General features: G+C 61.9%; 14 protein-coding genes and 1 riboswitch. Of the genes, 8 read left to right on the top strand and 6 right to left on the bottom strand.

The window, feature by feature from the left end:
- The first annotated feature begins 1 nt into the window (after window position 1).
- The 3 genes from N2597_RS09990 to sufA all read left to right on the top strand — a co-directional run bounded on the left by N2597_RS09990 (window position 2) and on the right by sufA (window position 2,122).
- A complete protein-coding gene (locus N2597_RS09990) occupies window positions 2-1,243 on the top strand; it encodes a cysteine desulfurase (RefSeq protein WP_183597693.1) in 1,242 nt (413 codons plus the stop codon).
- Window positions 1,244-1,255: 12 nt separating this feature from the next.
- The gene (locus N2597_RS09985; RefSeq protein WP_004675587.1) at window positions 1,256-1,636 is read left to right on the top strand and encodes an SUF system Fe-S cluster assembly protein; all 381 of its coding nucleotides are present in this window, start codon (window positions 1,256-1,258) and stop codon (window positions 1,634-1,636) included.
- A 93-nt stretch (window positions 1,637-1,729) separates the two neighbouring features.
- Window positions 1,730-2,122: a Fe-S cluster assembly scaffold SufA gene (sufA, locus tag N2597_RS09980; RefSeq protein WP_009996894.1), complete on the top strand. Its 393-nt coding sequence runs from the start codon at window positions 1,730-1,732 to the stop codon at window positions 2,120-2,122.
- 48 nt (window positions 2,123-2,170) lie between these two features.
- Here sufA and N2597_RS09975 read toward each other — a convergent pair whose 3' ends face one another.
- The 5 genes from N2597_RS09975 to gcvT all read right to left on the bottom strand — a co-directional run bounded on the left by N2597_RS09975 (window position 2,171) and on the right by gcvT (window position 8,242).
- Window positions 2,171-2,476: a flagellar basal body rod protein FlgC gene (locus tag N2597_RS09975; protein ID WP_038689161.1), complete on the bottom strand. Its 306-nt coding sequence runs from the start codon at window positions 2,474-2,476 to the stop codon at window positions 2,171-2,173.
- Window positions 2,477-2,616: 140 nt separating this feature from the next.
- Window positions 2,617-3,657 carry a GH25 family lysozyme gene (locus N2597_RS09970; RefSeq protein WP_183597695.1) on the bottom strand — a complete coding sequence of 347 codons (1,041 nt, stop codon included), beginning with the start codon at window positions 3,655-3,657 and terminating at the stop codon, window positions 2,617-2,619.
- 198 nt (window positions 3,658-3,855) lie between these two features.
- Window positions 3,856-6,720: an aminomethyl-transferring glycine dehydrogenase gene (gene gcvP / locus N2597_RS09965; protein WP_183597697.1), complete on the bottom strand. Its 2,865-nt coding sequence runs from the start codon at window positions 6,718-6,720 to the stop codon at window positions 3,856-3,858.
- Entirely contained in the window at window positions 6,720-7,082 is a 363-nt protein-coding gene (gene gcvH, locus N2597_RS09960; RefSeq protein WP_017964444.1) for a glycine cleavage system protein GcvH, read from the bottom strand. Before gcvH ends, gcvP begins: the two co-directional genes overlap by 1 nt.
- A gap of 23 nt (window positions 7,083-7,105) precedes the next feature.
- Window positions 7,106-8,242 (bottom strand): glycine cleavage system aminomethyltransferase GcvT, encoded by a 1,137-nt coding sequence (gene gcvT / locus N2597_RS09955; protein WP_183597699.1) that lies wholly within the window; start codon window positions 8,240-8,242, stop codon window positions 7,106-7,108.
- Window positions 8,243-8,399: 157 nt separating this feature from the next.
- Window positions 8,400-8,492: riboswitch (glycine riboswitch) on the bottom strand.
- A 158-nt stretch (window positions 8,493-8,650) separates the two neighbouring features.
- On the opposite strand from gcvT, the gene N2597_RS09950 reads away from it, so the two are divergent.
- Window positions 8,651-9,031, top strand: a complete 381-nt coding sequence (locus tag N2597_RS09950) for a hypothetical protein (protein WP_096761767.1) — start codon at window positions 8,651-8,653, stop codon at window positions 9,029-9,031.
- Between the two features lie 72 nt (window positions 9,032-9,103).
- Window positions 9,104-10,093 carry a copper chaperone PCu(A)C domain-containing protein gene (locus N2597_RS09945; RefSeq protein ID WP_183597700.1) on the top strand — a complete coding sequence of 330 codons (990 nt, stop codon included), beginning with the start codon at window positions 9,104-9,106 and terminating at the stop codon, window positions 10,091-10,093.
- Window positions 10,094-10,155: 62 nt separating this feature from the next.
- Here the strand turns inward: N2597_RS09945 and N2597_RS09940 are convergent, their stop codons facing one another.
- Window positions 10,156-10,422 carry a hypothetical protein gene (locus tag N2597_RS09940; protein WP_038692570.1) on the bottom strand — a complete coding sequence of 89 codons (267 nt, stop codon included), beginning with the start codon at window positions 10,420-10,422 and terminating at the stop codon, window positions 10,156-10,158.
- A gap of 117 nt (window positions 10,423-10,539) precedes the next feature.
- Here N2597_RS09940 and crcB point away from each other — a divergent pair, with 117 nt between their 5' ends.
- The 3 genes from crcB (at window position 10,540) to N2597_RS09925 (ending at window position 12,648) form a co-directional block, all read left to right on the top strand.
- Window positions 10,540-10,917: a fluoride efflux transporter CrcB gene (gene crcB / locus N2597_RS09935; protein WP_038689148.1), complete on the top strand. Its 378-nt coding sequence runs from the start codon at window positions 10,540-10,542 to the stop codon at window positions 10,915-10,917.
- Window positions 10,918-11,005: 88 nt separating this feature from the next.
- Window positions 11,006-11,998, top strand: a complete 993-nt coding sequence (locus tag N2597_RS09930) for an RluA family pseudouridine synthase (RefSeq protein ID WP_038689146.1) — start codon at window positions 11,006-11,008, stop codon at window positions 11,996-11,998.
- Entirely contained in the window at window positions 11,995-12,648 is a 654-nt protein-coding gene (locus N2597_RS09925) for an HAD-IA family hydrolase (RefSeq protein WP_039619912.1), read from the top strand. The genes N2597_RS09930 and N2597_RS09925 overlap by 4 nt, the downstream gene beginning before the upstream one ends.
- The last annotated feature ends 1 nt before the right edge of the window (window position 12,649 follow it).

The raw sequence follows: 12,649 nt of genomic DNA, 5'->3' as shown, positions 1-12,649 counted from the left end.
AATGGACAAGATCGTGCCGGCCACGCAATACGACGTCGAAGCCATCCGCCGGGATTTTCCGATCCTGGCGGAGAAGGTGCACGGCAAGCCGCTGGTCTATCTCGACAATGGCGCCTCGGCCCAGAAGCCGCAGTCGGTGATCGACGCGATCTCGCATGCCTACGCCCATGAATACGCCAACGTGCATCGCGGTCTTCACTATCTCTCCAATGCCGCGACCGATGCCTATGAGGCGGCGCGCGAAAAGGTCCGCCGTTTCCTCAACGCCCCGTCGGTCAACGACATCGTCTTCACAAAGAATTCGACGGAAGCGATCAACACCGTCGCCTATGGCTGGGGCATGCCCAAGCTCGGCGCAGGTGACGAGATCGTCCTGACGATCATGGAGCACCACTCCAACATCGTGCCCTGGCATTTCATTCGCGAGCGGCAGGGCGCCAAACTGGTCTGGGTGCCGGTGGACGACGAGGGCGCCTTCCATATCGAGGATTTCGAGAAGAGCCTGACGGAGCGCACCAAGCTCGTCGCCATCACCCATATGTCGAATGCGCTCGGCACGATCGTCCCCGTCAATGAAGTCTGCCGCATCGCCCATGAGCGCGGCATCCCGGTCTTGATCGATGGCAGCCAGGGTGCCGTGCATCTGCCCGTTGACGTTCAGGATATCGATTGCGATTGGTATGTCATGACCGGCCACAAGCTCTACGGCCCGTCAGGCATCGGCGTTCTCTACGGCAAGAAGGAGCGGCTTGCCCAGATGCGTCCTTTCCAGGGCGGCGGCGAGATGATCTTCGAGGTCGCCGAGGATGCGGTCACCTACAACGATCCGCCGCATCGCTTCGAGGCCGGCACGCCGCCGATCGTCCAGGCGATCGGGCTCGGTTATGCGCTCGACTATATGGAGAAGGTCGGCCGCGAGGCGATTGCCCGGCATGAGGCCGATCTTGCCTCTTATGCTGTGGAACGGCTGAAATCGGTCAATTCGCTGCGCATGTTCGGCACGGCGCCCGACAAGGGCAGTATCTTTTCCTTCGAGCTTGCCGGCATCCACGCTCACGACGTCTCGATGGTGATCGACCGACAGGGCATTGCGGTGCGCGCCGGCACGCATTGCGCCATGCCGCTCTTGAAACGCTTCGGCGTCACCTCCACATGCCGTGCATCCTTCGGCATGTACAATACCCGCGCCGAGGTCGATGCCCTGGCCGATGCGCTTGAATATGCGCGCAAGTTCTTTGCTTGAGGAGTGTCCGTGATGAGCCTGGACGAAAGCGAACAGAAGATCGACGTGCGCGAAGGCATCGTGCATTCCAGCATCCCGGCCGATGAACTGGCACGGCTGAGCGACGACGTCATCGGCGCGCTGAAGACCGTCTATGATCCGGAAATTCCCGCCGACATCTTCGAACTCGGTCTGATCTACAAGATCGACATCGAGGACGACAGGATGGTGAAGATCATGATGACGCTGACCGCCCCGGGCTGCCCGGTGGCCGGCGAGATGCCGGGCTGGGTGGAAAACGCCGTCGGCGCCGTCGAAGGCGTGTCCGGCGTCGAGGTCGAAATGACCTTCGATCCGCCGTGGACGCCGGACCGCATGTCCGAAGAGGCGCAGGTCGCCGTCGGCTGGTACTGACATCCCGCGGTATTGATCCGTTTACCTCGGACGACTACATTTGAATCACGAAGCACCGGATCTTGACCCCGGTTGTGGAAGGAGATGAAGCCGATGGGCTTTGCAGTGATGAGCATGACGGACGGCGCCGCGGCCCGCGTCAAGGCAATCGTGGAAAATTCCGGCCCGGAGGCCAAAGGCGTTCGCGTCGGCATCAAGAAGGGCGGCTGCGCCGGGATGGAGTATACCATCGACCTCGTGACCGAACCCAACGCCAAGGACGACCTGATCGAGCGCGACGGCGCCAGGGTCTGGGTCGAACCATCGGCCGTGCTCTATCTGCTTGGTACAGAGATGGGTTTCGAGCAGACGACGCTGCGCTCCGGCTTCACCTTCACCAACCCGAACCAGACATCGGCCTGCGGCTGCGGCGAATCCGTCGAGCTGAAACCCGCCGATTTAGCGTCCCTTGCCGCACAGCGCCAGAGCGAGCCGGCGCATTCCTGAAGAATCGCGACGGCGTAGAATAGCGCGACCTATCTTAGGACGGAGCGCTCAATCGCGCGTAATGCTCATTAGCATTTCCCACAGATCCGCGCCGGTCTCGAAGACCACGGCGTTCGCCTTGTAGGCCAGTTCGGCTTCGAGCAGGTCGGTCAGTTCGGTGGCGGGATCGACGTCCGACGCCGTCGGGCTGACGACGGCTTTGACACCACCTGATGTAACGGCAGTGAGGCTGGTGTTCAGCCTGGCGTAGTCAGGTGTGCTGCTATTTGCGATGTTGTTGGCGATCGCGCCGATCCGCGTCGTCTGCGCCCGCATTCCCGAAAGAGCAGTGTTCGTAATGCCCGATATGCTCATCAGCCGTTTCCCCAGAACTGGATGATCGTCTTTTACCCGCAAGGATTTAGGGAATGCTGAAGGCCTTGCATTAGCAAAGACCTACAGGACGTGGGCCCTGCCGTTCCGCCTGTTCCGGATTGGCACGGGAATCAGCTTCGCTAGCGCGACGCCACCCAGTCGTGCCAATCGCTTTCGTTGCCGTTGAAGACGTTGAGGTCGATCTTGCCGTCGACGCCGTCGGAAAGACCCGAACCGGAATATTGCCAGAAGACCCATTTGCGGCCCGGATAGACCTTGGAGGGATGGGCGGCGACCGAGCGCAGCCAGAAGGGATAGTCGAGCATCTGGCCCTTCAGATTGTCGCGGTAGAAATCCGGCGCCGTGTAGATGATCGGGCGCTGGCCGTAATGACGCTCCAGCTTGTCCATGAAGACCTGCATCTTTTCCCGGACGCGGGCGGGCGAAATGCGCCGCTTGCAGCTCGATTCGCCATTCCATTCGACGTCGATGACGGGCGGAAGCGCGTTTGCTTCCTTCGGCACATTGCGGATGAACCAGTCGGCCTGTTCGCCGGCTGTCCGGCACCAGTAGAAGAAGTGATAGGCGCCGTGTTTCAGACCGGCTTCCTTGGCGCGTCGCCAGTTCTTCTTGAACATTGGGTCGAGGTGATCGCCACCGTCCGTCGCCTTGATGTAGACGAAGTTCGCGCCTTGCTTTCGCAGCGTCTCCCAGTCGATCTCGCCCTGCCAGCGCGATACGTCGACGCCGTGCACGGCCAGATTTCTCGGCGAGGTTCTGCCGAAGTTGATCGGCTTGGCGTCGCGGAAGCGGTGGCCGTAGATCCGCCCGCGCGACGGCGATTTCGTGCCGATGCCGGGATCGATTGCCGGGTTGTTGGGCATGAGCATCGCGACAGGTCTCTCCGTCGGCATCTGCATGCCGACCGGCCTTTCTGCGGGCACCAGCGCTTGCGGCTGCGGAACCGGCCCTGTCCAGCTCAGCGCCTGCTGCTGCGGGCTTGTCTGCGCAGCGGTGTCGCCCACGGCGGCGGCCGGTATCGGGCCGTCCGGCTTGGTGATCGCATTGGTCGTTTCCGCCGAAGGCACAGGAGTGAGCACATCTTCGGCCCCGGAACTGGCGGCGCATCCCGACAGGATCAGGGCGGCGAGGAAGATTGCAGATACAGCCGATGGACGCATGAGAACCTGTACGCAAAACAAGAGATCGACGGTGATCGGAACCGCCTTTATGAAAAGCTAACAGGGACTTGCTAAGAAAGGTTAAATTTGAACCCTGTGCCCCGAAACGGGCATCGCGGGGTTCGACCGCTTGCCAAACATTGAGGCCGACAGGCAACCAGCCCCTCCCGACGACGGGAGGGGCTTGCCGAATTGCTGTTACTCCGCTGCTTCCGCGTAGCTTTCCACCGGCGGGCAGGTGCAGATGAGGTTGCGGTCGCCATAGACATTGTCGACGCGGTTGACCGGCGACCAGTATTTGTCGACGCGGAAGGCGCCGGGGGGGAAGCAGGCCTGCTCGCGCGAATAGGGCCGGTCCCATTCGCCGACGAGGTCTTCCACCGTGTGCGGGGCGTTTTTCAGCGGGTTGTTGACCTTGTCCATGCGGCCTTCCTCGATGGCGCGGGCTTCCTCACGGATCGCCAGCATCGCCTCGCAGAAACGGTCGAGCTCGGCCTTGGTCTCGCTTTCCGTCGGCTCGATCATCAGCGTGCCGGCCACCGGCCAGCTCATGGTCGGCGCATGGAAGCCGCAGTCGATCAGCCGCTTGGCGACGTCGTCGACGGTGACGCCCGCGCTGTCGACCAGCGGCCGGGTGTCGATGATGCATTCATGCGCCACGCGGCCGGTCTTCGACTTGTAGAGCACGTCATAGGCGCCCTTCAGCCGGGCGGCGATGTAGTTGGCGTTGAGGATCGCCACCTTAGTCGCTTGCGTCAGGCCTTCGCCGCCCATCATCAGGCAGTAGCTCCAGGAGATCGGCAGGATCGAAGCCGAGCCGAAGGCTGCCGCAGACACCGCGCCGGGACGGCCGTCGGTCTCGGGATGGCCGGGCAGGTGGGGCGCCAGATGCGCTTTGACGCCGATCGGGCCCATGCCGGGACCGCCGCCGCCATGCGGAATGCAGAAGGTCTTGTGCAGGTTGAGATGCGACACGTCGGAGCCAATGTCGCCGGGGCGGGATAGGCCGACCATGGCGTTCATGTTGGCGCCGTCGAGATAGACCTGGCCGCCCTGTTTGTGCACGAGATCGCAGATCTCCTTGACGGTTTCCTCGAACACGCCGTGCGTCGAGGGATAGGTGATCATGCAGCAGGAGAGATTTGCCGCATGCTCCTCTGCCTTCGCACGGAAATCCTCCATGTCGATGTCGCCGTTCTCGCGCACCTTGACGACGACCACCTTCATGCCGACCATCTGGGCCGAAGCCGGGTTGGTGCCATGCGCCGAGGTCGGGATCAGGCAGACGTCGCGATGAGCCTCGCCATTGGCGATGTGGTAGTTGCGGATCGTCAGCAGGCCGGCATATTCGCCTTGAGCGCCGGAATTCGGCTGCATCGAGAAGGCGTCGTAGCCGGTGACGGCGCAGAGCTTTTCCGTCAGGTCGTCGAGCATCTCGCGATAGCCGAGCGCCTGGTCGGCCGGCACGAAGGGATGGATGTCGGAAAATTCCGGCCAGGTGATCGGCAGCATTTCCGCCGTCGCATTGAGCTTCATCGTGCATGAGCCGAGCGGGATCATCGAGCGGTCGAGGGCGAGATCCCGGTCGGAGAGCCGGCGGATGTAACGCGTCATCTCGCTTTCGGCCCGGTTCATGTGGAAGATCGGATGGGTGAGGTAGTCGCTGGTCCGAAGCAGGCCCTTCGGCAGGCGGTAGGAGGGCTCGAAATCGGCAATGGTGAAATTGCCGCCGAAGGCGCGCCAGACGGCTTCGAGGGTCGCCGGCCGGGTGCGCTCGTCGAGGCTCATGCCGATCTGGGTTTCGCCGACTTTGCGCAAATTGACGCCTTCGGCGACGGCGGCGCGCAGGATGAGGCCCTGCATATGGCCGACATCGACGGTGATCGTGTCGAAGAAGTTTTCGGGGTCAACCTTATAGCCGAGCTTTTCCAGGCCCTTGGCCATCAGCACGGCCTTCTGGTGCACCTGCTGGGCGATCGCCTTGATGCCATCAGGCCCATGAAAGACCGCATACATCGAGGCCATGACGGCGAGCAGCACCTGGGCAGTGCAGATGTTCGAGGTTGCCTTCTCGCGGCGGATATGCTGCTCGCGGGTCTGCAGCGACAGGCGGTAGGCGCGATTGCCGCGGGCATCAACCGAAACGCCGACGAGGCGGCCAGGCATGGAGCGCTTGATCGCGTCCTTGACCGCCATAAAGGCTGCATGCGGGCCGCCATAGCCGACCGGGACGCCGAAGCGCTGCGAGGATCCGACCGCGATGTCGGCGCCCATTTCGCCGGGCGATTTCAACAGCGTCAGCGCCAGGATATCGGCCGCGACGACGGCGATGCCGCCCGCCTGATGCAGGCGTGCGATCAGGCCGGTGAAGTCATGCACGTGACCGTGCGTGCCGGGATACTGGAAGATCGCTCCGAAGACATCCACGGGATCGAGATCAGTGAAGGGATTGCCGACGATGACGCTCCAGCCGAGCGGTTCGGCGCGGGTGCGGATCAAGGCGATTGTCTGCGGGTGGCAGTCGGCATCAACGAAGAAAGCCTTGGCCTTCGACTTGGAGACGCGCTCGGCCATCGCCATGCCTTCGGCAGCGGCAGTCGCCTCATCGAGCAGCGAGGCGTTGGCGACATCGAGGCCGGTCAGGTCCGAGATCATCGTCTGGTAATTCAAGAGGGCTTCCAACCGGCCCTGGCTGATCTCAGGCTGATAGGGCGTGTAAGCCGTGTACCAGGCGGGATTCTCCAGGATGTTGCGCTGGATGACCGGCGGCGTGATCGTGCCGTAGTAGCCCTGGCCGATCAGCGAGACCAGCACCTTGTTCTTGTTGGCGGTCTCGCGCAGCTTGTCGAGCGCCTCGCGTTCGGTCATCGGCGCGCCCCAGACGAGCGGCGCCTTCTGGCGGATCGAGGGCGGCAGCGTCGCGTCGATCAGCCCGTCGAGGCTGTTGTAACCGATCACCTTCAGCATGTCGGTCATCTCGGCCGGCGAGGGGCCGATATGGCGGCGATTGGCGAAATCGTAGGGCTGATAATCGGTGAACTGGAATTCGGTCGGCGTCGTCATTACGCGGTGAGCTCCTTATAGGCGGCCTCGTCGAGCAGGCCGTCGGCATCCGCGGCATTGGCAAGCTTCAGCTTGAAGAACCAACCGGCACCCTGAGGATCGGAATTGACCAGCGACGGATCGGCAACGATGGCCGGATTGACCTCGGTGATCTCGCCGTCAAGCGGACAATAGACGTCGGAAGCGGCCTTGACCGATTCAACGGTCGCGGCATTACCGTTCTTGGAGAAGGTCGCGCCGACTTCCGGCAGTTCCACAAAAACCAGGTCGCCGAGCTGATCGACGGCATAATTGGTGATGCCGACGGTCGCAACACCGCCTTCGATCTTCAGCCATTCGTGTTCTTCGGTAAATTTCAGCATTGTTCGTCCTCTCTGGAATGGGTTTATCGTTTGTAGGTCGGTGTGACGAAGGGCAGGGCGCTGACGGTGATCGGCAGATATTTGCCGCGCACCTCGGCGTAGACGAGCGTGCCGGCCGCAGCATGGGAGACCGGCACGTAACCCATGGCGACGGGGCCTTCGACGCTGGGGCCGAAGCCGCCCGAAGTGACTTCACCGATTTCGACTTTGCCCTCGGCATCGGCGTAGAGTTTAGCGTGGCCGCGCACCGGCGCCTTGCCTTCCGGTTTCAGGCCGACACGGCGGCGGGCGGCGCCGTTTTCGAGCTCGGAAAGGATGCGGCCGGAGCCCGGGAACCCGCCGGCGCGTGCGCCATTGCCTCGCCTGGCCTTCTGCATCGCCCATTCCAGAGCGGCCTCGACCGGCGAGGTGGTGGTGTCGATATCGTTGCCATAGAGGCAGAGACCGGCTTCCAGGCGCAGCGAATCACGGGCGCCGAGGCCGATCGCCTGAACATCGGGATGTTCGAGCAACCGCATGGTGACATCCACGGCCTTGTCCGTAGGGATGGAGATCTCGTAGCCGTCCTCGCCGCTATAGCCCGAGCGCGAGACGAGACAGGAGACGTCGTGCAGGCGGCAATGGCGCACATCCATGAACTTCATCGCCGCGACATCGGCCCAGAGTTCGGCGAGAACCTCGACGGCGCGCGGCCCCTGCAGAGCGATCAAAGCGCGGTTCAGAAGCGTGATGTCGCACTGGTCGCCGATATGGGCCTGCAGATGGGCGAGGTCGGCCTCCTTGCAAGAAGCGTTGACGACGACGAAGAGGTGGTCGTCGACATGGGTGATCATCAGATCGTCGAGAATGCCGCCGGTGTCGTCGGTGAAGAAGCCGTAGCGCTGGCGACCCTCGGCAAGGCCGAGGATGTCGACCGGCACCAGGCTTTCGAGCGCCAGCGCCGCATCTTCATAACTGCCCGACTTCGCCTTCACGATGACCTGACCCATATGGGAGACGTCGAAGAGGCCGGCCTCAGTACGGGTATGAAGATGTTCCTTCATCACGCCGGCGGGATATTGCACCGGCATGTCGTAACCCGCGAACGGCACCATGCGGGCGCCGAGCTGGAGATGCAGGGCATGCAGCGGGGTTTTCTTCAGGGCAGCAGTATCGTCCAAACGACGCCTCCGGGGTTTGCGCTTTCTCACGAAGGCGCGGGCTCAAATCTGAAGGCGCGGCTGCGCACTTCTCTCCTGAGCCCCCTCTGTCCTTGACGCCTGAGATTGTTATCCCTTCGGCGAGCGTTTCGAGAACGCTTCTCTCCAGAGTTCCGTCTGCCCCTTGCTGGTCCTTTGGCCTGAGAGTTTCCGGGGCGGTTGCTCCTTCGGCACCGGTGGCGAAAGCACCGGATTCTCCCAACAAGGTTGGCGCAATTATCCGGCGGCTGCGGTACTTGGCAAGCGGCAAATGTCGTCGCCGAACAAATTTTTGTCGCGATAGTCAGGTCCGACCCTGAACTGCGGCAAATCTGCTTTTGCAATTCAAGGGGAAACCGGCTATCGCGACATGCTGTTGAAGGGGATCTCATGCGGCAGAACGGACCGAAAGCAACACTCTTTCTGCGCATGCTTTGCGCCTTGAGCTTGCTTTTGCTCGGATTTGCCCACCAGGCGCCGCAGGCTGTCGCTTCCGACGGTTATGACGCTGCCGCCTATATGCTGCCCGACGGCAGCTTTGCCTCGCTCTGCGTCACGGTGAAAGACACCGGCGGCAAGACCGTTGCCTTCAAGCCGAATTGCGAGGCCTGCCGGCTATCAGCCTCGGTGATCCTGCCGACGCCGGATGCAGGTTCCTGGCTCGAGCGCAAGCTCGCCTCGCTCATCAATGCCCCGATCGAAACATCAGCCGTTGCCGGCGCCAGCGCCGTCAGTCGGGCGAATTCCCGCGCTCCACCGGTTCTCATCTGACCTGCCTTTGCAACCGATGATGAAGCATGCCGATCCGCCCAACAGCGTCCGCGGCCGGCGAGGAGATATCCGATGAAGACCATCAAAACATTTGCCAAGACTTTCGCGCTTGCGGCGCTTCTTTCCGCAACTGCCTTTGCCGGCGCCGAGGCCCATATGACCTTCCTTAACAAGGAGGCGACACAGGAAACTACCATTCTCGCCATGCTGCAGCTGCCGCATGGTTGCGACGGCAAGGCGACCACTGAAGTGCGGGTCAAACTCCCGGAAGGCTTCGTCTTCGCCAAGCCGCAGCCGAAAGCCGGCTGGGAGCTCGAGGTGATCAAAGGCGACTACCAGAAGACCTACGACAACCACGGCGACAAGGTGAAGACGGGCGCGGTCGAGATCCGCTGGAAGAACGGCAACCTCTCCGACGATTTCTACGACACCTTTGTCATCCAGGGGAAGGTATCGGGCGTTGAGGCTGGTACGTCGCTGGCCTTTCCGGTAATCCAGATGTGCGGCGACGCGGTGGCCGCCTGGGATCAGGTGGCAAAGGACGGCAGCGACCCGCATGGGATGAAAAATCCGGCGCCGCTCTTGAAGATCGTCGCGGGGGACAGCCATGGTCACGACCACGACATGGCCGGCATGGACATGTCGGGTATGGCGGCCGCGGTGCCGGCCGGCGAAACAGTCAAGGCCGGCGACCTCGAAATCTCCGGCGGCTTCGCCAAGGCGATGCTGCCCGGCCAGCCGGTCGGCGGCGGCTTCCTTACGGTGAAGAATAGCGGCCAGACGAACGATCGCCTGGTGTCGGTAACCTCGCCGGTGTCAGGCGAGGTTCAGATCCATGCGATGGAAACGAAAGACAATGTCATGCGGATGCGGCAGCTGAAGGATGGCATCGCCATCGCTGCGGGTGAAACCGTCAAGCTTGAGCCCGGTAACCTGCATCTGATGTTCCAGAAGGTGAAAACGCCGTTCAAGCAGGGCGATACCGTGCCGGTGACGTTGACCTTCGAGAAGGCCGGCAAGGTCGACCTGGTGCTGCAGGTGTTGTCGGCCCAGGGCAAGTGAGTTAAAGCCGATCAAAATAGAACAGCCCGCGACGCGGGCTTTTCGTTGGAAAGGCGGGAGCCTCAGAAATCTTCGTAGGATTGCAGCGCCTGCTTCAGGCCGGCCTGCGGCTGGCGGTTGCCCTTCGTCATCAGGTCGAGCGCCACTTCGGTTGATTGAATGATGCTGGATGGATCGTCCACCCCTTCGGTGCTCTCGGCTTTCAATTGCCGGTCCGCGAGACGGCGCGACTCACGCGCGGCGGTGCTGTTCGCAACACGCTGCGGTATTCTCAGCGTTTCAGCGGCAATGGCAGCGGTGTTTGCCGAAATGGAAAGGAGCTGGGTCATGCCGGCACAGTATCGGCAGGATGTTGGCGCCAGCATAAGAAAACCTCTGGCATTTTACTGAATTATAAGAATTTATTCCGTCACGATTGAAAGCGTTCTAGTCAGGATGTTCCGCCCATGATCCAGGCTCTCCTCGTCGCCGTCGGCGGCGCCATCGGTTCCGTGCTTAGATATTATGTTGGCCGATGGGCGCTGAAGCTCATGGGGCCGGCCTTTCCCTGGGGCACGCTCGCCGTCAATGTTGTCGGCTGCTTCGTCATCGGTGTCTTCGCGGAACTGATCGCCCGAAAATTCAACGCCTCAACCGAACTGCGCCTGCTGCTCATCACCGGCTTCCTCGGTGGCTTCACCACTTTTTCGGCTTTTTCGCTAGACGCCATCTCGCTGTTCGAGGGCGGCGAGGCCGTCGCCGGCGGCATCTATATCGTAGCTAGCGTCGGCCTTTCGATGGCGGCGGTCATCGCCGGGCTCGCCATCATGCGCGCTTTGGTCTGATTCCGGTTTCCGTTTTGCATGAAAATGCTCTAAAGGCTGCGGCAAGAACGCCGGCTCGGCCCGTGCAGTTATTTCCGAAAGATTTTTTATGGCTGGTATAGAACATATCAAGGTTGAACCCGACGAAGCCGGCATGCGCCTCGATCGCTGGTTCAAGGTGCATTTTCCCGGGCTCGGCTTCGGTCCGCTGCAGAAACTGCTGCGCTCCGGCCAGGTGCGCGTCGACGGCGGCCGTGTCAAATCGGATGCGCGCGTGCAGCCCGGCCAGACGGTGCGCGTGCCGCCGCTGGATGTCGATGCGAAGCTGAAATCGGGTCCGATCGCCGGCAAGGATCTCAAGCATTCCAGCGATTTCGAACTCCTGTCGCGGATGGTGCTGCATGAGGACGAAAAGGTGATCGTGCTCAACAAGCCGCCCGGTATTGCGGTGCAAGGCGGCTCCGGTGTGGCCCGGCATATCGACCAGATGCTCGAAGCCTGGACCAGCCCCAAGGGCGAAAAGCCGCGGCTCGTTCACCGCCTCGACCGCGACACGTCAGGTGTTCTTGTCATCGCCCGCACCCGCGGCGCCGCCCAGAAACTGACGGCCGCCTTCCGCGAGCGCGACACCAAGAAGACCTATTGGGCGCTGGTCAAGGGCGTGCCGCGCAAACACGAGGACAAGATCTCGACCTGGCTCGTCAAGGAACCGACAGCCGATGGCGACCGCATGCGCATCGCCAAACACGGCGAAGACGGCGCCGATCATGCGATTTCCTTCTACCGCGTGCTGGAGACGGCGGCGCAGAACCTCGCGTGGCTGGAAATGGAGCCTTATACCGGCCGTACCCACCAGCTGCGCGTCCATGCCCTGCATATCGGCCATCCGATCATCGGCGATCCCAAATATTTCGACGACGATCCGAATTGGGATTTTCCAGGCGGCATCCAGAAGAAGTTGCATCTGCACGCGCGCCATATCGACATCCCGCACCCATCCGGTGGCCGCTTGCGCGTCAGCGCGCCGCTGCCGCCGCATATGGTGCAGACCTGGAATTTGCTCGGTCTCGACCTTGCCGGGGCTGAAAGGGACAGCGAATGAAACTTGCGCTTTTCGATTGCGACGGCACGCTGGTCGACAGCGCCGGCCTGATCCACGAAACCATGCGTCGGACTTTCGATAAATTCGGCAAGCCGGAACCGCGGTTTGAGGATACCAAGGCCATTATCGGCCTGTCGCTCGATATCGCGATTGCTCGCATGCAGGGCAGGCCGCATGTCGAGCAGCAAGATATCGACATGACGGCGCATTATAAATCGCTGTTTACCGTCGTGCGCCAGGATCTCGACTACAGGGAGCCGCTGTTTGCCGGCATTCGCGAGATGATCGACGCGATCAGCGGCCGCGAGAACCTGCTGATCGGGGCGGTGACCGGCAAATCCCGGCGTGGGCTCAACCTCGTAATGGAGACGCACGGTTTCGATCAGCATTTTGTCGTTGCCCGCACCGCCGACGATTGCCCGTCAAAGCCGCATCCGGCCATGGTGACGGAATGCTGCGACGAAACCGGCATGAATCCGCGTGACGCCATTGTCATTGGCGACGCGGTTTACGATATGCAGATGGCAAAGGCTGCCGGCGCCAAGGCGATCGGCGTTGCCTGGGGCTATGCCAGCGTGGATGAGCTGATCGCCAATGGCGCCGATGCGATCGCCTATCATCCAAACGAGATATTGCGCCATTTTTCCTGAG

Origin of the sequence: Rhizobium sophoriradicis (genome assembly GCF_025200795.1) — a bacterium.
GTDB lineage: Bacteria > Pseudomonadota > Alphaproteobacteria > Rhizobiales > Rhizobiaceae > Rhizobium > Rhizobium sophoriradicis.
This window is presented reverse-complemented; position numbering and strand designations above follow the sequence as displayed.

Excerpts from the sequence above, each read along its gene's own strand:
- N2597_RS09975 (WP_038689161.1), bottom strand. The coding sequence starts at position 2,476 with ATGAGCATATCGGGCATTACGAACACTGCTCTTTCGGGAATGCGGGCG.
- N2597_RS09945 (WP_183597700.1), top strand. The coding sequence starts at position 9,104 with ATGAAGACCATCAAAACATTTGCCAAGACTTTCGCGCTTGCGGCGCTT.
- gcvH (WP_017964444.1), bottom strand. The coding sequence starts at position 7,082 with ATGCTGAAATTTACCGAAGAACACGAATGGCTGAAGATCGAAGGCGGT.
- N2597_RS09990 (WP_183597693.1), top strand. The coding sequence starts at position 2 with ATGGACAAGATCGTGCCGGCCACGCAATACGACGTCGAAGCCATCCGC.
- sufA (WP_009996894.1), top strand. The coding sequence starts at position 1,730 with ATGGGCTTTGCAGTGATGAGCATGACGGACGGCGCCGCGGCCCGCGTC.
- N2597_RS09940 (WP_038692570.1), bottom strand. The coding sequence starts at position 10,422 with ATGACCCAGCTCCTTTCCATTTCGGCAAACACCGCTGCCATTGCCGCT.
- crcB (WP_038689148.1), top strand. The coding sequence starts at position 10,540 with ATGATCCAGGCTCTCCTCGTCGCCGTCGGCGGCGCCATCGGTTCCGTG.
- N2597_RS09925 (WP_039619912.1), top strand. The coding sequence starts at position 11,995 with ATGAAACTTGCGCTTTTCGATTGCGACGGCACGCTGGTCGACAGCGCC.
- N2597_RS09985 (WP_004675587.1), top strand. The coding sequence starts at position 1,256 with ATGAGCCTGGACGAAAGCGAACAGAAGATCGACGTGCGCGAAGGCATC.
- N2597_RS09970 (WP_183597695.1), bottom strand. The coding sequence starts at position 3,657 with ATGCGTCCATCGGCTGTATCTGCAATCTTCCTCGCCGCCCTGATCCTG.
- N2597_RS09950 (WP_096761767.1), top strand. The coding sequence starts at position 8,651 with ATGCGGCAGAACGGACCGAAAGCAACACTCTTTCTGCGCATGCTTTGC.
- gcvP (WP_183597697.1), bottom strand. The coding sequence starts at position 6,720 with ATGACGACGCCGACCGAATTCCAGTTCACCGATTATCAGCCCTACGAT.
- N2597_RS09930 (WP_038689146.1), top strand. The coding sequence starts at position 11,006 with ATGGCTGGTATAGAACATATCAAGGTTGAACCCGACGAAGCCGGCATG.